Below are 23,970 nucleotides of genomic sequence, written 5' to 3' on the forward strand. Positions count from 1 at the left end.
TTGATGATAGGAATCTATTGACGAAAGAGTGTCTAATGCGTAAAATATAATCTTGTTGCTTAAAAAACGAATAACGTGGTTCGAAACCATCCCACGTAAAAAAACTAAGGAGATTTTGTCATGAATATAAGAACAATAGTCGGTAATGGTATTATAGCGGCATTATATATTGCTGTTTCTATGCTTATTCAGCCATTTGGCTTTACAGGTGTACAGTTTCGTATTTCAGAGATGTTTAATCATCTCGTTGTATTTAATAAGAAAGCAAGTTACGGAATTGTATTAGGTGTATTTTTAACGAATCTCTTTTTCTCACCTATGGTCGCTTATGATTTAGTATTTGGAGTAGGGCAATCTATTCTTGCATTAATTGCAACGATTATTTCTATGCGATTCATTAAAGGTGTTTGGGCTCGTATGATTTTTAATACAGTTATCTTTACGATTACAATGTTTATGATTGCAATTGAACTTCATCTTGCATTTGATTTACCATTTATGTGGACTTGGTTAACATGTGCAGCAGGTGAATTCGTAGTAATGGCGATTGGGATGCCTGTAATGTACTGGATTAATAAGCGAGTACAATTTGAAAGATTTATGTAATAGATGAAAAAGCTATTCCTATAGGGATAGCTCTTTTTGTATGTGATTATATTGAATATAATACTGTGACTCTTGATAAAATATAATAAAATATAAATAAGAATTCTTATATAAGGGGAATTTAGCATGAAATATAAAATTCATTGGTTATATAAAACAAAACGCGGATTGCAGACGGAATTAACGACAGATTATATGAACATAGAAGAAGTACTTCAATTTGCGGAGGATTTTGAGAAAACAGGAAGAGCGAAAGAACTTTTATTTTACGATGAAATGGATGCAGAATGGTCATTAAAAGAAATGAAGAAGCTGAGTAAACAAGTGGAGGAAGAGATTCAAGAAATATATGTTTATTTTGATGGTGGGTATGATCTTCAGACGAAAGAAGCTGGAGTAGGTATATGTGTGTATTATAAAAAAGGAAATACAAACTACCGAATTCGCCGCAACGCATATATAGAAGGTATATATGATAATAATGAAGCCGAATATGCATCATTATTATACGGTATAAATATACTCGAAGAATTAGGGATTAAGTATGAAGCAGTTACGCTTCGTGGAGACTCTCAAGTTGTACTGCAGCAATTGGCTGGAGAATGGCCTTGCTATGATGAGCATTTAAATCATTACTTAGATCAAATTGAACGAAAGGCGAAGCAAATGAAATTAAAGCTTGTATGTGAGCCAATATCTAGAAAACAAAATAAAGAAGCACATCAATTAGCAACGCAAGCATTAGAAGGGACAGTCATTGATAGTCATAAAGAAATAACCGAATAGAGAGGTGCAAAGGTGGATAAAAAGCAACTCATTACAGAGGTAAATGACTTATTAGAAACGTATTGTGAAGGATGTTTTTTGCGAGAACATAATCGGAAAACGAATAGTAAATATTATGCCCATTCATTTTGTATTAGGCAATGTACAGTTGGAGAAACGTTGAAAAAATATGGAGAACAGTTGTCATAAAAAACATCCAGAGAAAACTCTCTGGATGTTTTTTTAGTGCTTCGCTTCATGTAATTGATGCTCGCACTTACTTAATTTCTTTTCCTCATTCATTAAAAATGGCTCATCTAAATCTGTTGCAACAGATTTCATAATCTCAAGTTGAGAGCGAGCTGCTTCTACTGCAGTAGTGGCATGCTCCAGTGTGTCTGGATCCATTGAAATTGTTGCAGAACCTACCATTTTTTGTGCTGTTTCTACACGAAATTTCACTTCTTCAAAATCATTTACTTCTGAACCCATTGTAATTGCCTCCTTTGTGAATTGCGCATTTCACATAGTTTTCGCTCTGTAAAACGGAAATATACAAAGGAATAACAAAGGAGGTTACCAAGTAAGGTAACCTCCTGTCATATGTTGGATTAAAGTTTTACTACGTTAGCAGCTTGAGGTCCACGGTTTCCTTCAGTGATATCGAAAGATACTTCTTGACCTTCTTCTAAAGCTTTGTAGCCGTCACCTTGAATAGCAGAGAAATGTACGAATACATCGTCAGCGCCGTCCATTTCGATAAATCCAAAACCTTTTTCGTTGTTAAACCATTTTACTTTTCCTTGCATGTTACAATTCCTCCTAAAAACATTTGCTTTTTTCATTTAGTGAAATTCATTTGAAAAGATAATATAAACTAAAAATGCTATAATCTTGAATATTCTGCTAAATGATTAATTTAAATATACACGAATTGGTAGAAATTAGTCAAGTAAGCGATTTTATTTTTTGTATTTTTAAATAATTTTCTGGTCAAATGTTCAAAAAGGTATAGGACAGGCTGGTTATGTAATATTCTTTATTGAATGCTATACATAATGAGGTGAAAGAATGAACGAGTCGTACTTATTAGATAATGAAGGAATGAGAATGAGAACGGATATACCGAATTGGGTTGCAAAAGAATTTCAAAATTTTTCAAGCGTCGTGTTAGATGCAACTTTCCCATGTTATTTCGGTTTAACAGCGTTGAAAAAGAATGAACTTCGTTATTCATTTCTTTCTCATAATGATTGGAGTCATTTGCCACATACAATGTTATCTTTTTTAGAGTTAATGAAAGAGCGACCGATTGTAAGAAGAGGCTTTTTTCTTTTTGTGGAACCGGAATGTGAAGAACAATCACTTGAATATTATCGTGATTACTTTTGGAAAGTACTACAGTATTTACATGAACACGATAATCAAACATGGCCGCAGCAAGTTCCTGAAGATCCAAATCATTATTTATGGGAATTTTCATTCGGTGGTGAACCGATATTTGCATTTGGGAATGCACCGGCTTATAAACAGAGAAAGACTAGGCATTTAGGAAATTCACTCGTTATTGGATTTCAGCCACGTACCATTTTCGATGGATTAGAAGGTGATCGTCCTAAAGGGGCGTATTCAAGACAAATGGTTCGTGAACGAGTTGAAAAGTGGGATCAGCTGCCGAAACATCCTAACGTTAGTCATTACGGTGATCCTGACCATCGAGAATGGAAACAATATTTTATTGGAGACGATATTGAGCCAATAAAAGGGAAATGTCCTTTTCATCATAAGGTAGAGAAATAAGAGCCATCATCTAGATGGCTCTTTTGTATATTTTGGATAAAAAAGGGTATTTTATTATGAAAGCTAGTCTATTTTTAAAGGTTACATCATTACTTAATAGTAAAGGAAGTAGAAAGGATAGAGCGATGTTTGGAGCAATTATACAGCAAATTGTATTAGGTATTTCATTAGCGGCACCAGTAGGTCCAATTAATATTGAAATGTTAAAACGAGGAATTGAACGCGGGTTTTGGCATGCGTGGGTTGTTGGAATTGGTGGAATGACTGCAGATATTTTGTTTATGCTTCTCATTTATTTCGGTTTATCTTCTGTGTTTATGTATACATATGTACAAGCTTTTATGTACTGCACGGGGTTTTTCTTATTATTTTATTTAGGATTTCAAAGTGTAAAACAAGGAATTTCCCACTCGAATATGGAATATAAAAAAGAAGAGGTAGGTGGCCTTAAACAATCGTTTATGGCAGGATTTTTAATTGCTATATCCAATCCATTAAATCTTGTTTTTTGGTTTGGTATATATGGAAGCACACTTAGCTCATTGCTTACGAAGGTAACGAAACAAGAAGCTTTCTTGTACAGTCTATGCATTATTGTTGGTATTATTTTATGGAATTTAAATATTGCTTTTTCTGTACATTTTGGAAGGACTTTATTAAAACAGAAAGCACTTGGCTACATAACAGCCGGAGCAGGTATTATTTTAGTAGGATATTCTATCCATTTTGCATACAAAGCTTTACAGTTGTTCACATAAGATTGAAGGGGAGATTTTTATGTATCGAACCACTATTGACGGAAAAGAAATTATTATTACGTTAGCACCAAAAATCCGAAAAGAAATTACTGATAGGGATCCATTATATGAAGCGGTATTTAATACTGCAGCCAGATTGCTACAAACGAAACAACCAACGTTTGCAGTAAATCATGAAGTATTTGGACTCATTATTGGAGAGGTACAAAGGGGAGAAGTAACAGTGTTTGCAGTAGAACACATTATTCCGAAGCAAAATATATTTGGAACAAACAATTTTTTCTCGACAATAGAACAGCGGGCAAATTTGTAAAGTGAATAGAAAAGAAATAGTCGTAACGATACGTTGCGGCTGTTTTTTTTGAAAAAGGGGAAGTAAGATGAAGAGAGTAGGGAAAGAGTTCTTTTTACAGCATGATATTGTTATTATGTATAGTATTTTATTTATTTTCATCATTATTTTAAAAATGCAATTTTTCACATGGATCGGTATGTTAGCGTGTCTGTTTGGTATTGTTTTTTATACGCTTAACGAATATATGACCCATCGTTTTTTATTCCATTTAAAGCCGCCTAAAAACGTATTTTTATTAAAAATGTTAAGAAGATTACATTATGATCATCACGTATACCCAGATGATTTGAAACTTTTATTTTTGCCTGTATGGTTTAGTGTACCTAGCTTTACTATATATTTACTTATATCATATGGTATTACAAAAAGTGTTACCGTTACACTTTCATTTGGAATCGGAATGATTATCATGCTCCTTGTTTATGAATGGAAACGTTATATTGCACATAAGCCGATTCGTCCCGTCACTAAGTTTGGAAGGTGGCTAAAAAAACAGCATATATTACACCATTATAAAAACGAAAAGTTTTGGTTTGGTGTTTCAAATCCAGTATTCGATTTTATATTTGGAACGCTTAAAGATGGAAAAGACGTTGAATTAAGCACCACTTCTTTCTTAACGAGGAAAAAATGTGTACGGGTATTTGTTAGAATCGGGCTAATAATCGGTGTGGGGTGTACGAAACCCATACGGATTTAAGTTGCACTTTATTGTGAAAAAGTATATTAAAAATTTAGAGAAAATTGACGAAAAATGTCTACCGAAAAATCTTTGCAGGAATGTATGGATTGTCTAAAATGAAATTAAGTTTCTGAATATTTATAAAATTTAGTCTTTGCGTATACGAAGGGGAAGTGTATTTCGAGTTGGAGAGGGGAGTAGGGGATGAAACGAGATGATACGTCAGCACGTAAGTTGCAAAATGAAGTGAATTATACAGAGGTTGTTCAGTCAGAAGAATTTCAATTGTTATTAAATACGAAGAAGAAGTTTATCGTTCCAATGAGTATTTTCTTTTTCAGTTTTTTTATTGCGCTACCTATTTTAACATCGTATTGGAAAGTGCTTAATACACCAGCATTCGGTGATGTGACATGGGCATGGGTATTTGCTTTTGCGCAATTTATTATGACATGGTCATTATGTATGATTTATAGTAAGAAAGCTCAATCCTTTGATGAAATTTCGCGGAAAATTCTACAAGATATGCAAAAAGGGAGGAGTTGAATTTGAATACTACTGCGTTTGCACTATTTTTAATTATTGTTCTTGGTACGCTCGTCATAACCTATTTTGCATCGAAAAAAACGAAAAATGCGAGTGAGTTTTATACGGCTGGAGGGGGATTAACGGGTTGGCAAAATGGTCTGGCCATCGCTGGGGATTATATGTCTGCTGCGTCATTCCTCGGTATTGCTGGAGCGATAGCGTTAACTGGATTTGATGGATTTTTTTATAGTATTGGATTTTTAGTTGCGTATTTAGTTGTATTATACCTAGTTGCAGAACCGCTTAGAAATTTAGGGAAGTACACATTGGCGGATATGATTGCAGCGCGTTTTGATGCGAAAAAAGTTCGCGGTATTGCTGCCCTGAATACGATGACAATTTCAATTTTTTATATGATTGCCCAATTAGTCGGTGCGGGTGCACTTATTAAATTATTATTAGGAATAGAATATACGACAGCAGTTTTAATCGTTGGCACATTAATGACAGTGTACGTTATTTTTGGTGGTATGACTGCTACGAGTTGGGTACAAATTGTTAAGGCTGTATTACTAATGGCTGGTACATTTATTATTTCTGTTATCGTTTTTGCAAAATTTAATTTTAGTGTGACTGAAATGTTTGCTCAAATGAAAACAGCTACACCATTAAAAGATTCGTTTTTAAATCCAGGAGTAAAGTATAAAGATGGTCTTGATACACTGTCTTTAAATTTAGGACTAGTCCTTGGTACAGCTGGATTACCACATATTCTTGTGCGCTTTTTTACAGTGCGAGATGCAAAAACGGCACGTCAATCTGTTGTGTATGCGACATGGTTAATTGGCGCATTTTATATTATGACAATTTTCTTAGGGTTTGGAGCAGCAGCGTTTGTAGGAAATGAGGCAATTATTAAAGCAAATCCAGCTGGTAATATGGCAGCACCTTTATTAGCTAAAGCATTAGGCGGGGACTTCTTATTTGCATTCGTATCAGCCATTGCCTTTGCAACCATTTTAGCTGTAGTAGCAGGACTTGTATTAACAGCAGCATCAGCATTTGCGCATGATTTTTATAACGAGATTATCCGTAAAGGCAAGTCTACGGAAAAAGAGCAAGTGTCAATGGCTCGTTATGCTTCGATTGGAGTAGCTGTAGTATCTATTATACTTGCGTTATTTGCGCAAACCTTAAACGTAGCATTTTTAGTTTCATTAGCATTTGCAGTCGCGGCTAGTGCAAACTTACCAGTTATATTATTTACAATCTATTGGAAGCGTTTTAATACAACGGGTGCCATTTCTGGTATGGTCGTTGGACTCGTATCAGCAATTGTTCTTGTAGCGTTAAGTCCAAACGTCTGGAACCCTGTAGCTGGAAAAGCTATTTTTGTTGGAGAAGCCTTATTCCCATATACGACACCTGGCATTATTTCGATTCCGCTTGGTTTCCTAGCAGCATATTTAGGAACTATTTTCTCTAGTAAGAAAGAAGATGTAGCGAAGTTTGATGAAATTCTTGTGAAATCGAATACTGGTCATGGTATTAGCGACGCATCTTCACATTAAAAAAGAGGAGCTTTTCGTATTAAAAGAAAAGCTCTTTTTCTTTTGTCATTTTCTTATAAAGTGAAACTTTAATCAGTAGGGGGGGCATGCTCACTGATTATTAGCCCGCACCAATCGGGCTTTTACGGGCAGTTAATCTCCCACCTAACTTCTTTGCTCCAGCTGAATTTTTGGGTGGGAGTTTTACTACCCATTAATGCGGGATAAATATTACTGTGTTGTAAGTAGGATTTGTCATAATTTTGTGGAATGAAAATAAGCAAGGAGAAATTTAAATCATCATGGCACCAGCGCAGCTTTTGTGAAAAATAAGTTGTTATGGAAGGTGGAAGAAATGATGAAAACGAAACAAACTGACGAATTATTAGCAAAAGATGAGCAATATGTTTGGCACGGCATGCGTCCCTTTAGTCCAAGTAGTACAATGGTAGGGGCAAAAGCAGAAGGGTGCTGGGTTGAAGATATACATGGAAAAAGATATTTAGATGGTATGAGTGGTCTTTGGTGTGTGAATAGTGGGTACGGAAGAAAAGAACTCGCAGAAGCGGCTTATGAACAATTACAAACATTATCGTACTTTCCGATGTCGCAATCACATGAGCCAGCAATAAAGCTTGCTGAAAAGTTAAATGAGTGGCTTGGAGGAGAATATGTTATTTTCTTCTCAAATAGTGGGTCAGAAGCGAATGAAACAGCTTTTAAAATAGCAAGGCAATACTATGCACATAAAGGTGAACCACATCGTTATAAATTTATGTCACGTTACCGAGGATATCATGGAAATACAATGGCGACAATGGCAGCGACGGGACAAGCGCAGCGTAGATATCAATATGAGCCTTTTGCCTCAGGATTTTTACACGTAACACCGCCAGATTGTTATCGTATGCCAGAAATGGAATCACAAAATATTTATGATGTAGAGTGTGTGAAAGAAGTAGATCGTGTTATGACATGGGAATTAAGTGAAACGATAGCCGCATTTATTATGGAGCCGATCATTACAGGCGGAGGTATTTTAATGCCACCACAAGACTATATGAAAGCTGTTCATGAAACATGTCAAAAACACGGTGCGCTACTCATTAGTGATGAAGTGATTTGTGGTTTCGGGCGTACAGGAAAAGCATTTGGATTTATGAACTATGATGTTAAGCCTGATATCATTACGATGGCGAAAGGTATTACGAGTGCATACTTACCATTATCAGCAACAGCTGTGAAAAAAGAAATTTATGAAGCATTTAAAGGAACTGGGGAATATGAATTTTTCCGCCATATTAATACATTTGGTGGAAACCCGGCGGCTTGTGCATTAGCACTTAAAAACTTAGAGATTATGGAAAATGAAGATTTAATTGGACGCTCTGCACAAATGGGCTCACTTTTATTAGAGCAATTAAAAGAAGAAATCGGGGAACATCCGCTAGTTGGAAATATTAGAGGGAAAGGTCTATTAGTAGGAATTGAACTAGTAAATGATAAAGAGACGAAAGAACCGATTGATAACGACAAAATCGCGACTGTTGTAAATGCTTGTAAAGAAAAAGGTTTAATTATAGGACGAAACGGTATGACAACAGCAGGGTATAATAATGTTTTAACATTAGCGCCGCCTCTTGTTATTTCAAGTGAAGAAATTGCTTTCGTTGTTGGTACGTTGAAGACAGCGATGGAGCGTATTTAATCAAATAAAAGAACAAAAGTGAGCTGTAATATAAGGCTCGCTTTTGTTTATTACGTGAAATATGGTAGTTTTTTAAAGGGAGGGGATATGAATGGAGAAATATGATCCTAGTCAACATTATCACATCGGATATTATGAAGATGGATATGATTTAGAAGTGACAGCGTACAAAAGAATAAAGGAACCAGTTTGGGATGCTTATATTCCGCACTATGAGGTAGAAGATTTTTATAAGAAAGTGGAGGAAATGAAGCTAGGTGAATATATCGATGACTATGGCATTAAAGTATATTCATTTCGTGATAATATTGATGATGAAGAAGCAAGGACTATTTTTGAAAAATGGTTAAAGACGAATGAGATTGTTTAAAGAGAAAATGAAAAAGGAGATTACTATTTTATAAAATAGTAATCTCCTTTTATTATAGTAAACTTATTTACTTGCTTTCATTGCTTTATCTTTGGCACCAAAAGTGTATTTTAACATTGGTGGTGTAATCATTGTAGTTAAAATAACGACAATAACGATAGCTGTAAAGTAATCTTGTGCTAATAGTCCAGAAGAAAGACCTGTTCCTGCGATGATAAGTGCAACTTCACCACGTGAAACCATTCCAGCACCGATAATTGCAGAAGACTTTGCATCAAATCCAGTCATGCGTGCACCAAATCCACAACCGATTAGTTTTGTGAAGACAGCGATAACTGTTAATGCTAAGATGAACCAAATTTGATTACCAATACCATCAAATGTAATATTCATACCGATACTAACAAAGAATACTGGAACGAACATTGCGTAAGCAATCGGTTCTACTTTCTTTTCTACTTCATGTTTGTAGTTCGTTTGAGAAATTGCGATACCAGCTGCGAAAGCACCGATAATACCAGCAATTCCTAATAATTCGCCGAAATATGCGAATGAGAAACAGATAATAAGAGCCGCGCTCACGATAGACTCAGATACGCGTAGTGGTGATAACCAACGCATAATCGCTGGAACACCTTTCCATCCGATTAAAATAATAGAAGCGAAGAATACGACCTTCTTCAAGATAACCATTGTTAAGTTAACATCGTCTGTACCTAAGAAGCTCATTGCGAATGCTAATAAAATAACAACAAGAATGTCATCAAATACAGCTGCTCCAAGCATCGTTGTACTTTCACGTGTTTTCATCTTACCTAAATCGCGAAGTGTTTGAACGGAAATACTAACACTTGTCGCACATAGAAGTAATCCTAAAAATACAGCGTTCCCTTGTTCCATTCCCATAACAAGACCGGAAACATAACCACCTACGAATGGAAGAATGATACCTCCGAGTGCAACTGCTAAAGAAGAGTTACGATTTGCATTTAATTCTTCTAAGTCTGTTTCAAGTCCAGCCATAAACATTAAAAGAATAACACCAACATTACTTAATTGTGTTAGAAGTTCTGAGTTTTCAATCCAACCAAATACGGCTGGACCGATAACGATACCGACAATTAATTTACCGAGTACAGAAGGTTGACCTAATCTAACACTAAGGTCACCAGCAAGCTTTGTACTTAATAAAATAAGTGCAATTTGAAAGAAAAATTCGAATTCCATTTGATCCTCTCCTTATCACTTTGTATTTTTATTAAACGATTTCTCGGAATTTGCCTAATGAAAATATGTAAAAACCATTAAACAAAGGGTCTGATTACAAGTTCTTTTGAACTTGTAATTTGAACCTGTAATCAATATATAATAAAATTTATAAAAAATCAATGAAAAAATAGCAGATTTTCATGATGAGATTCGATTTAGGTATGGAGGGAATCAATATATAATAAGAAGAAATAAGGAAACATTTTTAATGAATTGGAGAATGGAATATGTTAATAAATAAACGCTTTACAATTGGAGAAATGGCAAAAATGCATAATATCGCAGAATCTACATTAAGGTATTATGATGAAAAAGGAATTTTTCACCCGTCTATTGTCGATCCGCAAACGAATTATCGTTATTACACAATTGATCAGTTTTCACTGTTAGATACGATTAAATTTTTACGACAGTTAAATATTCCGTTAAAGGAAATTAAGAAATATATTGATGAGCGGAACCCATCTTATGCGCTTAATTTACTTGAAAAGCAACAAGAAATGATGTTAAAGAAGCAAAGAGAAATTGAGTATGCTTTAGCAAAAATGGAACATAGAATTTATGTAATTAAGGAAGCGACGAAAGTAAAAGCTGAAAAAATCATAGTTAAAGAAATCCCGCAGCGAAAGATTACAGCGATTGCGGTTGCACCAAATACAACAGATGATATGTTTGAGTATTATATCCATTCGTTGCAGAAAAATATGAAACAAATAGATAATAGCTTATTCTCTGGAGATATCGGTGTAACGGTTGCCAAAAAAGCATTAATTCAAAATGAATTTCAATCATACAATAGTGTTTTTATTCTTTTGGATTATATGCCTTTTCAAGTACATAGTTCAGATGAAATTAAAGCAGGTATATTTGCGTGTGCTTATCATCATGGACCATATGAAGAAACAGATGAAACATACAAGGAGTTAATGAAATACATCTCTCAAGAGGGATATGAAGTGAGCGGAGATTCGATTGAGATTGCATTAATTGATTGGTCTGTAACAGAAAATCCAGAGGAGCAAGTAACGGAAATTCAAATCCCTATAATGAAAAAACAATGAAATAAGGTGTAAGACTCGTACTAATTACAAATCGGCATCAATGACGATAATTAAGTTACCTATTTTTAAATTCTCTCTTGACATTCAAGTTACTTGAAGGTTTAAACTGTGAACAGAGCGTTGAAAAAAGGAGCATATTAGTATGGAAGCAACAGAAAAATTAAGAGAAAAACCGATAAAAAGTTTATTTATTTCATATTTAATACCAGCAGTTCTCGGAATGGTATTAATGTCAGTTAATATTGTGATTGACGCGGTCATGATTAGTAGGGGAGTTGGAGCGAACGGTTTAGCGGGAGTAAACGTCGCTATTCCAGCATTTTCGATTTTCTTCTCCATTTCATTATGGATTGGAATGGGCGGAGCAACATTATATTCGATTGCACTAGGCGAAAATAAACTTGAAAGAGCAAGGTCTATTTTTACGCAATCTATGACTGTAGCAGTTATTATCGTAGGCGTTTTAGCGGCTATTTGCGTATGGAGAATAGAAGATTTAGCATACTTATTCGGTGCAAATGAAGTGATTTTACCGTATGCGTTAGACTATTTACACGTGTTATTAACATTTGGAATGATATACGTGTTAGAAAATATTTTAAGTACATTTATACGAAATGATGGAAATCCTAATTTAGCAATGGCAGGTCTTGTTGTAACGGCTGTATTAAACATAGTGTTTGACTATATCTTTATTTTCATCTTTGGATGGGGTGTAACAGGTGCTGCTTCAGCGACTATTCTTTCGGCAGCAATTGGTTTCCTTGTATTATTAACTCACTTCTTTAGAAAGAGTAGTATTTTAAAGTGGACGAAATTCCATTTTGAATGGGATACGGTTAAACAAATAATGGTGATTGGTTTCCCAAGTTTTACAGCAGAAAGTACAGTAGCAATCGTAACGATTGGTTTTAACATCGCATTCGTTCAATATGCAGGAGAAGTAGGAGTCGCTTCCTATGCAATGGTGAATAGCATTCATGCGATGGCATTACTATTATTCTTTGGTGTTGGAGCAGCATTACAACCAATCGCAAGTTTTCATTACGGTGCAAATTTATCAGAAAGATTGCGTGAAGGATTACAGTTTGCTGTGAAGATTGCGGTTGTACTCGGAGGCATTGCGATAATTGTCGGATTATTCTTCGGGAAATATATCATTGGTCTATTTGATGTCCAATCGCCAGAACTATTGGAGTTAACGTTAACAGGTATTAGCTTGTTCTTTATCCAATACGTATTTTTAGGCTACAACATTGTGTATGGAGAGTACTTCCAATCAGTGCGACAAACGAAGAAATCAGTACTTATTATAATGAGCCGAGGGTTACTATTTATTATTCCGTTGTTATGGATTATGCCAAAGTTATTTGGAATAAACGGAATTTGGCTCGTTATGCCGGTTGCGGAAGTATTGACAGCAATTATCGTATTTACGATGAATCGTATGAAACATCCTGTTCCGTTACATATGGCAGGAAAGAAAGAAGCAATATAATGAAGAAAATCCCCTTGAGCAAGTAAGGGGATTTTTCATTCTTTTAAACTAATCGCAAAAGACCCATCCGTTTCTTGAACAGACGCAAAAGCCACATTTTTAATATGGGTGATGCCTTTTTCTTTTAACTCTTTATATAACCACTTTTCGTCTTTATGGATCAACTTTAAGTTATCGTATTGAATTTGAGAATCGACAATAAGGGCGATTGGTAATCCAGCATACTTAACATGTATATTCATATCCTTTGGAGTCAATGGTACAAGTTCTCGCTTTGGTAAAATGCTAATGGCTCCATTCGCTTCTAAAATAGCGTATTCAATTTCATGAACACTTGGATATCCGGCGACGCGAAGGTTAGAAAGCAATTCGGGTATGGGATATCTACTTTTTTGTAAGTTCTCAAAAATAATATTACCATGTTTAATTAAAATAATGGGGTGTCCGAGAATGAAACGATTTAGTTTGTTGAGTAAGCTTAATTTTGTAAGAAGTAAGTGCAAACATGTAATAACGACCATACCGAGAAATGCTTGTAAAGCACCAGCGACTGGTATGGCTTGGAAAGCTAAATAAGATAAAAAAATAATAGCCCCAAAATCATGAGGAGTTAGTTGTGCTAATGCGGATTTACCGAGTAACTTAAGCGATAGTAAAAATAAAATAAAAAAGAATGATACGTTACATAAAAAGAGAAGCAATAGGGACACTCCTTCGTGCGAAGTTGTACTTACTATTCCCAAAAACAATAGAAATATTACCTTTTAGAGGATAAATAAGGGTTATTTGGAATTTGTCTGTATACAAACGAATAAATGGATATTATGATGAAAGAAGCAAAGAACATAGGAGTATATGGATATGAGAAAGAAGAAAATAGTTAAGTATATTATAGCAATTATAACGGTTTGCGCCGTGTACGCGGTTTTTTTACAATATAACATTTATAAGCATGGGCATATGAAAGCTACCGACGATGTTGATTATATCATTGTATTAGGCTCGAAAGTAAATGGTACGAAACCATCGTACTCATTACAATATCGTATTGATAAAGCAGCTGAATATTTAAAATCACATGAGAAAACAATCGCTATCGTATCTGGCGGACAAGGAAAAGGTGAAGATATTTCAGAAGCATTAGCGATGAAACAAGGATTAATGAAACAAAATATTGCAGAAGACCGTATTATAATGGAGGATAAATCAACGAGTACAGATGAGAATATTACATTCTCAAAACCGTTAATTCCAGCCAATATGAAAAAAGGTATGATCGTAACAAACGATTTCCATATGTTTAGAGCGAAAAAAATAGCAGCAAAACAAGGTTTGCAATTAGAAGGGCTTCCTGCCAAAACACCGAAGCCAATTATCATCCCATCGAATGTCCGAGAATATTTAGCCATTACGCAATATTGGTTTATGAATCGAATATAGTGAAAGTGATCCCGCCCGAAATTCGAGGCGGGATTTATTTTGAGGAAAATCTTACAAAACTGTCATCTTAATGAAAGGTAAAGCGATAGTTTCTAGAATGGATTCCTGACATAATAAAGATAACAAAAACTATTTAGAGGTGAATCGGATGAAAGGAAATAATATTCTATCTTCACTATGTTACTTTAGTATCTTTTTTGCACCATTTTTACTGCCAATTATCGTGTACTTCGTTGCGGAAGATGAAGTGAAATATCACGCGAAAAAAGCATTTTGGTCACATGTTTTTCCGTACGCAATCTTATTTGCTGGATTAGCAGTATCAGGCGTATACGGTTTAGGCTTCGATCAATCTGATGGCGTGGGAATTGGGATGGCTATCACATATGCAGTATTCATTCTTGTAGGAATTTACTACTTCATTTGGAATATCGTAAAAGGTATTAAAGTTTTGAAAGCAGCGTAATAAGACAAGAAATAAATTGGGGTAATTTTGTCTTTATTTGTAGGTAAATCGATATCTCTTGTCGAATCGTGGATATATTCGAAAAATCGTTGATATAGTGCAAGGAATCGTTGATATATTTAAATTATCGTTGATATAATTTCATTTACCGTATTGATAGACATTTTAAAAAGAGCAATTCAAAAAGAATTGCTCTTTTTGTGCTTATAAGTTGTGAATATTGAAAAAGATATGTTAATTTTTCATTATGAAGAGAAAAAAGGAGTGTTTTTCATGAATGAGATCATACATAAAATGGAGCAACACGTTTCAGTTCGTAAATATAAAGAAGAATCCATTCCGAAAGATGTAGTAGAAAGAATGGTTCAAGCTGCGCAGCATGCCGCTTCCTCGCATTTTGTACAGGCCTATTCTGTTGTATATGTAACCGATCAAGACCTAAAGGCTAAACTAGCAGAACTATCCGGAAATCGTCACGTGAAAGAGTGTGCAGCATTCTTTGTTTGTTGTGCAGACTTAAAGCGACTTGAAATGGCGTGTGAAAAGCATGGTACAGAGATAAAGCATGAAGGGGTGGAAGATTTTATCGTTGCGACGGTAGATGCTTCACTTTTTGCGCAAAACTTAGCACTAGCAGCGGAATCATTAGGATACGGTATTTGTTATATTGGTGGTATTCGTAATAACCCGAAAGAAGTGAGTGAATTGCTTCATTTACCGGATAAAGTATATCCTGTGTTTGGAATGACAGTCGGTGTGCCAGATGAAGAACATGGAGTGAAACCACGTTTACCGGTAGCAGCAATTCTTCATGAAAATGGATATGATGAAAAGAAATATGATGAATTATTAAACGAATATGATGAAACGATGAGCGCATATTACAAAGAAAGATCATCAAATCAAAAAAACATAACATGGACGGAATCAATGAGCTCATTTATGTCCAAAGAGAAAAGAATGCATATGAAAGAGTTTTTAAGTGAGAAAGGGTTAAATAAAAAATGAGTGAAAAGACAAACCTGAGACGTTAGTTTAAGTTATAACATTACTTGTAAAACCGAAGCTGAGAAAGTGGGATTCACTTTTTTACTTCGGTTTTTTATTTGTTATTATATAAAGTGAAAATAAAAATTAATAAATTTTTACAAAAGTGATAGAAAATGAGAATGAAATGCCGATAGTAAGTAAAAGCAGCTGCTAAAGGGGAACTGAGGAAGGATGATGTTTATGATTTTCGATTCTGAAGAGGATTTAATTATAGCAATGAAAAAACGTGATCAAGATGCTTTGAAAGAAGTGATTGATCAATATGGAAAATTAATTTTGTACATTATTCATAAATCATTAAGTACCCCTATTGAAAAACAATATGTGGATGATTGTTATAATGATGTATTTACTATCATTTGGTTTCAAATCGAACAATTTGATATAGAAAAGGGCAACTTAAAATCTTGGATGATTGGTATTACTAAATTAAAGGCATTGGAATATAAAAAGAAAGTATATAAAGAGAATAAAATTGATAAAGACGTAGAAATAGATGCAGGTACCCATGATAAGTATGAAATAGAACAAGAAGAAGAGATTATGGAAATAGTCCAAGATTTAAATACAAAGGATCGATATATCTTTTTAAAGAGGTATATTGATGGATATTCCATTGACGATATTGCAAAAGAATTAAAAGTAACGGCTGACTATATATACAATCGAATCTCTCGTGGAAAGAAAAAACTTCAAAAACTGTGGAAAGGGAGTGTGTAATATGGATAAAAGATTATTATCGATGTTAAATGAGCTCCAATATTCAGAAGAAGAAATTACACGTTTAGAGAAAGAAGCGAATGAGTCTATAAATATAGATAAGTATTATGTGAGAAATGGAGAGTTATTAAAAAAATTAACTTTACAAATGTTAGAAGAATCAATTCGCAACGAATTACAAGCTGGTGAAGAAATTCAGAAGGAACTATTAGTAGATGAAGGATATATGGCAAATAACAAAGTTATACCGAATATATATTACGTAGGAGCTACTTTTTATTATTATATCGTTTTAACGAATAAAAGAGTGATAATGAAAGGGTTAGATTGTTATTTCAAAAAAACAAATGAACATAGCATGCCAATAGGAGATATACAATCTATTTCGCAACATAAAAAAATGAAAAACGTTTTTGAGATTAAATATAATAACAATTATATACAGTTTGGAAGTATTGCGTATGCACATGAAGTTGCGATGATTATTATGGAGTTGAAAAAACGCGGAGTAAAAGTAGAAAAGTATACAGATTTCGAAAAAGGTTTTTTCTTATTCTTTAATATACTCGTGATAGTAAGTTCAGGTCTTTGCTTTATAAAATATTTAATGTAAAAGGCGGCATAATAGCCGCTTTTTATCGGATGATTTTGTAGCTTAAAAATACAACAATAATTTCATTTGAACCAAGCTGTTATTGCGCAATCTAAAGCATTTTCTATAACAAATGCAAACTATCAATAAGAAGATAAATACCTGTACAGCTCAAAAGGATATATGTAAATATTTTAAAAACTTGTTGATTAAGCCATTTGAAAATAATTTGACCTATAAACAAACCTAAAAATACAATTGGAATTGCATAAAAACTTGATTTCCAAATTGTTATGTCCGTTCCAGTAAAGAGTATTTGAGTTAGTAGACTAATGAAATATATAAACAGATAAAAAGCCAAAGTAGTTGCTCTTAACTTCTCTTTTTCAGTATCAGTTCCTGTAAAGTAAAGTAACAAGGGAGGTCCTGGCATACCGATACTTGTCGTTAAAAGACCTGATAATCCACCAACTACGAAATCTCTAAATGGTGTTGATCTAACCTTAAAGTTACATAGTAGCAACAATGTTAATAGTAAGAGTAGGATGCTAATTGCTAATTTAAAAGTGTTTATGTTAATGGAAATGAAGAGTAAAATACCAAAAGGTACACCAACTATACTTCCAAAAATAAATCTTTTCAGCAAAATAAAGTCAATGTCCATTCTTATTTTCCAAATGAGTGATATGGAAATAATTAATGATAAAATAATGTTTATTTGTATAGCTTCTTGCGGTAGAAATAACATGAGTAAGAAAGGTGTTGCCATTATAGAAAAGCCAAAACCTGTACTGGCTTGCAAAACAGAAGCCACCAATATTATACATATGAAAATTAATGTAATCTCCAAAATAGCCCTCCTATTTAATCAAATTCAATACATATTTTATTACTACGAAAATCGAATGTAGCTGTTTTGAGCCTATAGAATAAGTGCAATCTTTCACAATCTTACTTTTATTTTAACATAAATATTTGATTTCCTCTCAAATGGTGTTCAAGTAAAGGGCCTTTTAATGAAATGAAATGACTTGTATTTTATTTAATTTGATTGTTATATAACGATAACAAATGAGAGTAAATAAAAATTAGCAGTGAGCTATATAGTATCGGTAGGATCTTCACTAAGCTTCCCGCGATAAAATAAGAAAAGCCATATAAAACTAACAAAAATACAACATATAGCTAACAGGCAACCAATTACTTGCGGAGAAAGGGTTTCTAAAAGCCAGCCTGTAATAAACATAGATAGCTGAATGAGAGAACCATATATGGAATAATGAAATGAAAAAACTTTACCAATCATGTTTTCTTCGGTATACATTTGTAATAAGGTTGTGTCTAAAGGGACGATAATGCCCCCTGCGATACGCATGCAGAGTAAAGTAATAATACCGATAATAAGCTGATTGGATAGAACGAATCCGAGAAAGAAAAATCCTTGTAGTAAGTACGCCAAGCCAAATGCTTTTTTCATTGTCTCCTTATTTTTACATACATATAGATTAACGAATAGACTACCAATAATAAGACCTAATCCTTGAGCACTATATAAAATTCCAATATTAGCATGGAAGATCCTTTCGGCATAAATTGTTAAAAGAAGTTGATAAGCACCACCAATAATCCCCCATGAAATTCCGACAAGAATTAATGCTAATATAATTTTTTTCTGTAATATGTACGTGTATCCATCTTTTATATCCACAAAAAATGACTTTTTTATGTTAAATTTTTTGTGAGAAGGGATATTCAACTTATAAATGATTAAAGCGGAAACAAAGTATGATAGGCTATTAATGATAAAAGCAATTTCTATACTTAAAGCCTGGGCGATAATCCCACCTAATGAGGCGCCCATAATTGACATAAAGCCATTAACTGTACTAGAAAGTGTATTTGCAGTTACTAAATGTTTTTGCCTAATAATCATTTTTAAAGTTGATTGTTTAGCAGGCTCAAATAAGCAAGAGAGGACCGACAAACATATATTAGCTACGAAAATAATTTCAATCTTATAGGTTGCTAATAAGTAAGTGAGTACAATAACTCCTCTTAAAACATCGGTGGAAATCATAATCTTCTTTGTTGGAAATCGATCCACAAACCCTCCAATAAAAGGACTAAGAAGAAGTTGAGGTAACCCTTTACTCATAAAAGTTAGTGCGATCATAAACGGAGATTCTGTTACGCTATAAACGAATGTGAATAAAGCTACCGTATGAAACCAATCTCCCAGTACACTTAATGTTTGACCATAAAACAGCTTTCTAAAGTTTGTATTTGTTTTAAGCAGTGTGGAATAAGAAACTGACATAAAAGATTAATCCTCATGTATTAATGATGCTTGAACTTGTCTTTTCCATTCACTTAAATACATGTTCTCTGCTGCAGAAAGTTCAACAGGTAATTGTGCAATCAATTCTAAACTATTTCCATCAGGATCGTTAAAGTATACGGAGGCGTGTGCCAATTCTGGAAAAACGATCGGTTCAATTGGCTCCATTCCAAAGTCTTTTCTTGCTGAAATTCCTTTTTGACTTAGCCAATGTATTGCATTTTCTAAATCAAGCAAGCTTACTTGGAAGGCAATATGTCGCAAAGATGGGTGATAAGTAACTTTGTATTCTGTTCCTTCCCAAAGTCCGAGCCAACTCTCATTTTCTTTAATCCAAAAGAAAGCAATATCGTCACCTCTTTTATATAATTTTAGCCCTAGTGATTCATAAAAAGGTATTGATACTTCTAAGTTACGGACGGGTAAATGTGCCTCATAAAGACCTTTAATCATTGTAATCCCCCTTAGTAAAAATGTTTCTTATTTCATAGTAAACGATATTTTGTTAGATCAAATCAGAAATAAGAGGGATATAAATTCATACGAAAGTATGAAAAAACAGCTCAAATATGAGCTGTTTTCGTATAGTTTTTAATTCATTTGGTAAGGATAGGATGATTAATATCCGTATCCGCCGCCACCCCAGCAGCTACATCCGATAATGATTAGAAGGATGAATAGTACGATAAGCAAAGCAAATCCACCGCCGAAACCAGCACAACTACCACCATAGCTCATGTGTTTTCCTCCTTTTTGTAAATTAATCTATATAATTCATGGACTACTATATACAATATGTTTTTCATGTGGAAAAGGAGCCAGTCTGTATTTGAATTAGACAAATGTCTGTGTGATTCAGGTTTTTCTATATTACATGTGCGGGAAATCTTACTAAATAAAGCGTTTACGGATTAAGAGTATGTTAAAAACGTAAAAATTGTAAAAAAAACCATTTTTATATTTTTTTATGAGGGAATATGTACTATAATTTTACAAGTAATATTATGGGAAAAGGGAGTTTTAGTTTAGAGATGGAGATGGGACGATTACAAAATAAAATAGAAAACAAAAAGAAAGAGTTAATTCAACTTGTTGCGAGACACGGATTGGATCATGATAAAGTTTTGTTATTTAGCCGAGATTTAGATATACTAATTAATAAGTTTATGAATGTAAAAGATAAGATCCATAAATGAATAATTTATAGTTTTTTATATTAAGATATTCAACGGAAGAAAGGGGAGAAACGTTATTGGAACATTTACAAGATGAGCTTTATAAGCAAATAAAAGAAGAAAAAGGTACTGTTACAGTTTTCTTAAAGAGTGGTGTGAGAATAGTCGGAGAAGTTGCTGGCGTAGACAAATTTACAGTTTTAATGTTAGTAGATGGAAAGCAACAGCTGATTTACAAGCAGGCAGTATCAACAATAATGAAATAAGACACTCTAGTAGAGTGTCTTATTTCATTATTTCTTACAAGCTTCAACGTCAATGCCAGCAGCTAATAATTTCTTTTCTCCATCTTGTTCAATAATTTTTTGTAATTTAGATAGGAAAGAGTCAAAGTTTGTATGTTTTGCGACTTGGAATGTCATTTTATGTTCAATTGGTAGCCACGTATTAATGTCAGCCTCGTTATGCTGAATTTTTACTTCCAATTTATCAAGCGCATTAGCAACTTTTGCTTCGTACGTTTCTTTCGCTTCAAACTCCATCCATAAATTATATAATTCCTCACCGAGAGAACCTTTTAATGTTTGTTTAATATTTAAAATTGCTTCAAGTTCATTTTTTTGTTTTTGTAATTGTAATTCGTGACTATTCATTGTATCAAAAGCAGGGATATCGCCAGCTTCAGCTTCGACTAGGTCGTGAATAATAACCATTTTAAGTAACTTTTCAATATTTACTTTTTGATCTAAATAAGGCTCAACTAAAATGGCCATTAGAGACATGCGCCATGTATGTTCGGCAACACTTTCTTGGCGTCCGTTAGAAAGCCAGCTATGTCGCATTTCGTATTTTAGTTTTTCTGCTAATGCAATGACTTGTAAAATGTTATGTTCCATCGTGATCCTCCTCTTATTTCCATACCATAATTCTAATATGGAAATGAAATGTGTCAATTTTATGAGTATATTGCGATAAATAGATGATAAGCGTATAATGAACGTTATATGTGAAAACGCATTATTAAAATAAAAAAATGTTTTATAAAAATGAAAAGGAAAGGGCAGGAATATGGGAGACGAAAAACAAGTATTTGCTAGACCAGAAAGAAAAAAAAGGAAGTTTGATATTTCTAGTCCAATGGGCATTATAGTAGGCTTCGCTATTGTAATAGCGGCGATCGTACTTAGTGGCGGTGGAATAAAAGCTTTTAAAAATTTCTTAGATATTCCATCTATTTTAATTGTCATAGGGGGAACGGCAGCGACAATTGTTGTGGCGTATCGATTTGGAGAAATAAAAAAATATACGAAAAGTATTTTTACTGTTTTACATAGAAGAGAAGAAGATTTAGAACAGTTAACGGATTTGTTCGTTGATTTTTCGAAAAAGTCTAAAAAGAACGGTTTACTTTCTTTAGAAGTTGATGGAGAACAAGTAGACAACCCTTTTATTCAAAAGGGGATTCGTTTAATGTTAAGTGGCTACGATGAAGATGAATTAAAAGAAGTGTTAATGAAAGATATAGAAACAGAAGTGTATGAGCTAAGAAAAGGGGCAACATTATTAGATAAAATTGGTGATTTCGCTCCAGCTTGGGGTATGATAGGGACTTTAATTGGTCTTATCATTATGCTTCAAAATTTGCAAGATACATCACAAATTGGTACAGGAATGGCAGTGGCGATGCTAACGACATTATATGGATCAGTACTTGCGAATATGATTGCAATACCTCTTGCGGAAAAGGTGTATCGTGGTATTGAGGATTTATATACAGAGAAGAAGTTTGTAATTGAAGCAATTTCAGAATTGTATCGTGGGCAAATTCCTTCTAAATTAAAGTTGAAACTTGATACGTATGTGTACGAAACAAAGATAAAAAAAGAAAAACGAGCAGCCTAATATTGCAAGGAGTGGTATGATGATAAAACGACCGCAAAAGGGATCGCCTCGTTGGATGACGACTTTTACAGATTTAACGATGTTATTATTAACTTTCTTTGTATTACTAGTTGCTACATCAAAGCAGGATGCAGTAAAATTGTCAAAGATGCTTGAAAAGTTTAGCGATGCGGAGCAAGTAGATGCAAAAGTAATGGAAAATACAATACCAGATATAACACATGAAAAAAATGATGAAAAAATGATCTCAAAAAAGAGAATGGATGAATTATATAAAAAGTTAAAAGCATATGTAGATAATAACGGTATTAGTCAAGTGAATGTATATCGAGAAGATACAGGGGTAAGTGTCGTTATCGTAGATAATTTAATATTTGATACGGGTGATGCGAACGTTAAACCAGAAGCAAAAGAGATAATGAGTCAATTAGTCGGATTTTTCCAATCAGTACCAAATCCAATCGTTGTGGAAGGACATACAGATAGTAGACCTATTCATAATGAGAAATTCCCTTCTAACTGGGAATTATCTTCAGCACGAGCAGCTAATATGATTCACCACTTAATCGAAGTGTATAATGTGGACGATAAGAGGTTAGCTGCGGTAGGATATGCAGACACAAAGCCAGTTGTACCAAATGATTCACCGCAAAACTGGGAGAAAAATCGTCGCGTTGTTATTTATATAAAAGAATAGTATATTGTTATTTTAATAATAAAATAATAAAAATACGAAAATTCTTTTAAAAAAATATTAAATTTTATCATTTTATTTTGTATAATGAGTGAGAATGATAAGGTGAAATATTAAGATATATTTATACATAGAAGGAGAGAATCAAAAAGAATGGCACATAAAATTTTAGTTGTAGACGATGCGATGTTCATGCGAACGATGATTAAAAACTTATTAAAAAGTAATTCTGAATTTGAAATTATCGGTGAGGCGGAGAATGGAGTAGAAGCAATTCAAAAGTATAAAGAACTTCAACCTGATATTGTAACATTAGATATTACTATGCCAGAAATGGACGGACTTGAAGCATTAAAAGAAATCATTAAAATTGATTCAAGTGCAAAGGTTGTTATTTGTTCGGCAATGGGACAACAAGGTATGGTATTAGATGCAATTAAGGGTGGGGCGAAAGACTTTATTGTAAAGCCATTCCAAGCGGATCGTGTAATCGAAGCTTTAACAAAAGTAGCAAATAGCTAATATAAAAGGGGTGCCACAAGGAATCAAAACAGTGATAGAGGATACACGTGTGGCCCCCTTTTTTCTCGTTTTAAAACACTAAATTGTTATACATAAATGAAATGTTTGTTAGACAGGTAGG

At 33.8% G+C, this 23,970-nt stretch carries 32 protein-coding genes and 1 riboswitch; of the genes, 23 read left to right on the forward strand and 9 right to left on the reverse strand.

All coding sequences use genetic code 11. The annotated features are described in order from the left end of the window. Window positions 1–69: 69 nt before the first annotated feature. Window positions 70–114: riboswitch (PreQ1 riboswitch) on the forward strand. A 6-nt stretch (window positions 115–120) separates the two neighbouring features. The 3 genes from G9F74_RS18590 (at window position 121) to G9F74_RS18600 (ending at window position 1,581) form a co-directional block, all read left to right on the forward strand. Then, complete coding sequence (locus G9F74_RS18590) at window positions 121–606, forward strand: QueT transporter family protein (protein WP_016108104.1); 486 nt, start codon at window positions 121–123, stop codon at window positions 604–606. 126 nt (window positions 607–732) lie between these two features. Then, window positions 733–1,392 carry a ribonuclease H family protein gene (locus G9F74_RS18595; protein ID WP_000875538.1) on the forward strand — a complete coding sequence of 220 codons (660 nt, stop codon included), beginning with the start codon at window positions 733–735 and terminating at the stop codon, window positions 1,390–1,392. A gap of 12 nt (window positions 1,393–1,404) precedes the next feature. Further along, on the forward strand, window positions 1,405–1,581 hold the full coding sequence (locus G9F74_RS18600) for a zinc-finger domain-containing protein (RefSeq protein WP_000358801.1): 177 nt from the start codon (window positions 1,405–1,407) through the stop codon (window positions 1,579–1,581). Between the two features lie 33 nt (window positions 1,582–1,614). Here G9F74_RS18600 and G9F74_RS18605 read toward each other — a convergent pair whose 3' ends face one another. Together G9F74_RS18605 and cspB are read right to left on the reverse strand one after the other, a co-directional pair. Beyond that, window positions 1,615–1,863 (reverse strand): DUF2564 family protein, encoded by a 249-nt coding sequence (locus G9F74_RS18605; RefSeq protein ID WP_000534393.1) that lies wholly within the window; start codon window positions 1,861–1,863, stop codon window positions 1,615–1,617. A 119-nt stretch (window positions 1,864–1,982) separates the two neighbouring features. Continuing rightward, a complete protein-coding gene (cspB, locus tag G9F74_RS18610) occupies window positions 1,983–2,180 on the reverse strand; it encodes a cold shock-like protein CspB (protein ID WP_001161728.1) in 198 nt (65 codons plus the stop codon). Window positions 2,181–2,442: 262 nt separating this feature from the next. Here cspB and G9F74_RS18615 point away from each other — a divergent pair, with 262 nt between their 5' ends. The 8 genes from G9F74_RS18615 (at window position 2,443) to G9F74_RS18650 (ending at window position 9,122) form a co-directional block, all read left to right on the forward strand. Further along, window positions 2,443–3,171, forward strand: a complete 729-nt coding sequence (locus tag G9F74_RS18615) for a YqcI/YcgG family protein (RefSeq protein WP_016108105.1) — start codon at window positions 2,443–2,445, stop codon at window positions 3,169–3,171. Between the two features lie 125 nt (window positions 3,172–3,296). Beyond that, window positions 3,297–3,929, forward strand: coding sequence for a LysE family transporter (locus tag G9F74_RS18620; protein ID WP_000466560.1), 633 nt, complete (start codon window positions 3,297–3,299; stop codon window positions 3,927–3,929). Window positions 3,930–3,948: 19 nt separating this feature from the next. Then, on the forward strand, window positions 3,949–4,242 hold the full coding sequence (locus tag G9F74_RS18625; RefSeq protein WP_000286358.1) for a hypothetical protein: 294 nt from the start codon (window positions 3,949–3,951) through the stop codon (window positions 4,240–4,242). 67 nt (window positions 4,243–4,309) lie between these two features. Continuing rightward, window positions 4,310–4,984: a sterol desaturase family protein gene (locus G9F74_RS18630; protein WP_000832143.1), complete on the forward strand. Its 675-nt coding sequence runs from the start codon at window positions 4,310–4,312 to the stop codon at window positions 4,982–4,984. A gap of 186 nt (window positions 4,985–5,170) precedes the next feature. Next, the gene (locus G9F74_RS18635) at window positions 5,171–5,512 is read left to right on the forward strand and encodes a DUF485 domain-containing protein (RefSeq protein ID WP_016108106.1); all 342 of its coding nucleotides are present in this window, start codon (window positions 5,171–5,173) and stop codon (window positions 5,510–5,512) included. A 2-nt stretch (window positions 5,513–5,514) separates the two neighbouring features. Next, window positions 5,515–7,065 carry a solute symporter family protein gene (locus tag G9F74_RS18640; protein ID WP_001098226.1) on the forward strand — a complete coding sequence of 517 codons (1,551 nt, stop codon included), beginning with the start codon at window positions 5,515–5,517 and terminating at the stop codon, window positions 7,063–7,065. Between the two features lie 337 nt (window positions 7,066–7,402). After that, the gene (locus tag G9F74_RS18645; RefSeq protein ID WP_000850988.1) at window positions 7,403–8,752 is read left to right on the forward strand and encodes an aspartate aminotransferase family protein; all 1,350 of its coding nucleotides are present in this window, start codon (window positions 7,403–7,405) and stop codon (window positions 8,750–8,752) included. A 91-nt stretch (window positions 8,753–8,843) separates the two neighbouring features. After that, window positions 8,844–9,122: a DUF3986 family protein gene (locus G9F74_RS18650; RefSeq protein WP_016108107.1), complete on the forward strand. Its 279-nt coding sequence runs from the start codon at window positions 8,844–8,846 to the stop codon at window positions 9,120–9,122. A 63-nt stretch (window positions 9,123–9,185) separates the two neighbouring features. On the opposite strand, the gene G9F74_RS18655 is transcribed toward G9F74_RS18650, so the two are convergent. Next, entirely contained in the window at window positions 9,186–10,349 is a 1,164-nt protein-coding gene (locus G9F74_RS18655) for a cation:proton antiporter (RefSeq protein WP_000393883.1), read from the reverse strand. Between the two features lie 269 nt (window positions 10,350–10,618). On the opposite strand from G9F74_RS18655, the gene G9F74_RS18660 reads away from it, so the two are divergent. Continuing rightward, window positions 10,619–11,452 carry a MerR family transcriptional regulator gene (locus tag G9F74_RS18660; RefSeq protein WP_000906738.1) on the forward strand — a complete coding sequence of 278 codons (834 nt, stop codon included), beginning with the start codon at window positions 10,619–10,621 and terminating at the stop codon, window positions 11,450–11,452. Window positions 11,453–11,594: 142 nt separating this feature from the next. Next, window positions 11,595–12,950 (forward strand): MATE family efflux transporter, encoded by a 1,356-nt coding sequence (locus G9F74_RS18665; protein WP_000388383.1) that lies wholly within the window; start codon window positions 11,595–11,597, stop codon window positions 12,948–12,950. Window positions 12,951–12,985: 35 nt separating this feature from the next. Here G9F74_RS18665 and G9F74_RS18670 read toward each other — a convergent pair whose 3' ends face one another. Next, on the reverse strand, window positions 12,986–13,651 hold the full coding sequence (locus G9F74_RS18670) for a DUF421 domain-containing protein (RefSeq protein WP_016108108.1): 666 nt from the start codon (window positions 13,649–13,651) through the stop codon (window positions 12,986–12,988). 160 nt (window positions 13,652–13,811) lie between these two features. Between G9F74_RS18670 and G9F74_RS18675 the strand changes: the two genes are divergently transcribed. The 5 genes from G9F74_RS18675 (at window position 13,812) to G9F74_RS18695 (ending at window position 17,239) form a co-directional block, all read left to right on the forward strand. Next, a complete protein-coding gene (locus tag G9F74_RS18675) occupies window positions 13,812–14,390 on the forward strand; it encodes a YdcF family protein (protein ID WP_016108109.1) in 579 nt (192 codons plus the stop codon). A gap of 148 nt (window positions 14,391–14,538) precedes the next feature. Beyond that, complete coding sequence (locus G9F74_RS18680) at window positions 14,539–14,856, forward strand: magnetosome magnetite crystal formation protein family (RefSeq protein WP_016108110.1); 318 nt, start codon at window positions 14,539–14,541, stop codon at window positions 14,854–14,856. Window positions 14,857–15,129: 273 nt separating this feature from the next. Then, on the forward strand, window positions 15,130–15,864 hold the full coding sequence (gene nfsA / locus G9F74_RS18685) for an oxygen-insensitive NADPH nitroreductase (protein ID WP_001002406.1): 735 nt from the start codon (window positions 15,130–15,132) through the stop codon (window positions 15,862–15,864). A gap of 216 nt (window positions 15,865–16,080) precedes the next feature. Next, window positions 16,081–16,626 (forward strand): sigma-70 family RNA polymerase sigma factor, encoded by a 546-nt coding sequence (locus tag G9F74_RS18690; protein WP_016108111.1) that lies wholly within the window; start codon window positions 16,081–16,083, stop codon window positions 16,624–16,626. 1 nt (window position 16,627) lies between these two features. Next, the gene (locus G9F74_RS18695; protein ID WP_016108112.1) at window positions 16,628–17,239 is read left to right on the forward strand and encodes a PH domain-containing protein; all 612 of its coding nucleotides are present in this window, start codon (window positions 16,628–16,630) and stop codon (window positions 17,237–17,239) included. Between the two features lie 103 nt (window positions 17,240–17,342). Here the strand turns inward: G9F74_RS18695 and G9F74_RS18700 are convergent, their stop codons facing one another. The 4 genes from G9F74_RS18700 to G9F74_RS18715 form a co-directional block, all read right to left on the reverse strand. Further along, window positions 17,343–18,068 carry a sulfite exporter TauE/SafE family protein gene (locus G9F74_RS18700; protein ID WP_016108113.1) on the reverse strand — a complete coding sequence of 242 codons (726 nt, stop codon included), beginning with the start codon at window positions 18,066–18,068 and terminating at the stop codon, window positions 17,343–17,345. Between the two features lie 249 nt (window positions 18,069–18,317). Further along, on the reverse strand, window positions 18,318–19,535 hold the full coding sequence (locus tag G9F74_RS18705) for an MFS transporter (protein WP_016108114.1): 1,218 nt from the start codon (window positions 19,533–19,535) through the stop codon (window positions 18,318–18,320). Between the two features lie 6 nt (window positions 19,536–19,541). Further along, window positions 19,542–20,009 carry a VOC family protein gene (locus G9F74_RS18710; protein WP_000589701.1) on the reverse strand — a complete coding sequence of 156 codons (468 nt, stop codon included), beginning with the start codon at window positions 20,007–20,009 and terminating at the stop codon, window positions 19,542–19,544. Between the two features lie 165 nt (window positions 20,010–20,174). Continuing rightward, window positions 20,175–20,294 (reverse strand): YjcZ family sporulation protein, encoded by a 120-nt coding sequence (locus G9F74_RS18715; protein ID WP_000120179.1) that lies wholly within the window; start codon window positions 20,292–20,294, stop codon window positions 20,175–20,177. A 239-nt stretch (window positions 20,295–20,533) separates the two neighbouring features. On the opposite strand from G9F74_RS18715, the gene G9F74_RS18720 reads away from it, so the two are divergent. Together G9F74_RS18720 and hfq are read left to right on the forward strand one after the other, a co-directional pair. After that, window positions 20,534–20,752: an aspartyl-phosphate phosphatase Spo0E family protein gene (locus tag G9F74_RS18720; RefSeq protein ID WP_000291694.1), complete on the forward strand. Its 219-nt coding sequence runs from the start codon at window positions 20,534–20,536 to the stop codon at window positions 20,750–20,752. 56 nt (window positions 20,753–20,808) lie between these two features. Then, window positions 20,809–20,997: an RNA chaperone Hfq gene (gene hfq, locus G9F74_RS18725; RefSeq protein WP_000400654.1), complete on the forward strand. Its 189-nt coding sequence runs from the start codon at window positions 20,809–20,811 to the stop codon at window positions 20,995–20,997. Window positions 20,998–21,024: 27 nt separating this feature from the next. Here hfq and G9F74_RS18730 read toward each other — a convergent pair whose 3' ends face one another. Further along, complete coding sequence (locus tag G9F74_RS18730) at window positions 21,025–21,627, reverse strand: HD domain-containing protein (RefSeq protein WP_000400764.1); 603 nt, start codon at window positions 21,625–21,627, stop codon at window positions 21,025–21,027. A gap of 172 nt (window positions 21,628–21,799) precedes the next feature. On the opposite strand from G9F74_RS18730, the gene G9F74_RS18735 reads away from it, so the two are divergent. The 3 genes from G9F74_RS18735 to G9F74_RS18745 all read left to right on the forward strand — a co-directional run bounded on the left by G9F74_RS18735 (window position 21,800) and on the right by G9F74_RS18745 (window position 23,849). Beyond that, window positions 21,800–22,633, forward strand: coding sequence for a flagellar motor protein MotP (locus tag G9F74_RS18735; protein ID WP_000502107.1), 834 nt, complete (start codon window positions 21,800–21,802; stop codon window positions 22,631–22,633). Between the two features lie 19 nt (window positions 22,634–22,652). Further along, the gene (locus tag G9F74_RS18740) at window positions 22,653–23,330 is read left to right on the forward strand and encodes an OmpA family protein (protein WP_000596044.1); all 678 of its coding nucleotides are present in this window, start codon (window positions 22,653–22,655) and stop codon (window positions 23,328–23,330) included. A 150-nt stretch (window positions 23,331–23,480) separates the two neighbouring features. Beyond that, a complete protein-coding gene (locus G9F74_RS18745; protein ID WP_000940571.1) occupies window positions 23,481–23,849 on the forward strand; it encodes a response regulator in 369 nt (122 codons plus the stop codon). The last annotated feature ends 121 nt before the right edge of the window (window positions 23,850–23,970 follow it).

It is taken from the genome of Bacillus sp. EKM202B, assembly GCF_011066025.1.
In the GTDB taxonomy this organism is placed as follows: Bacteria; Bacillota; Bacilli; order Bacillales; family Bacillaceae_G; genus Bacillus_A; species Bacillus_A toyonensis.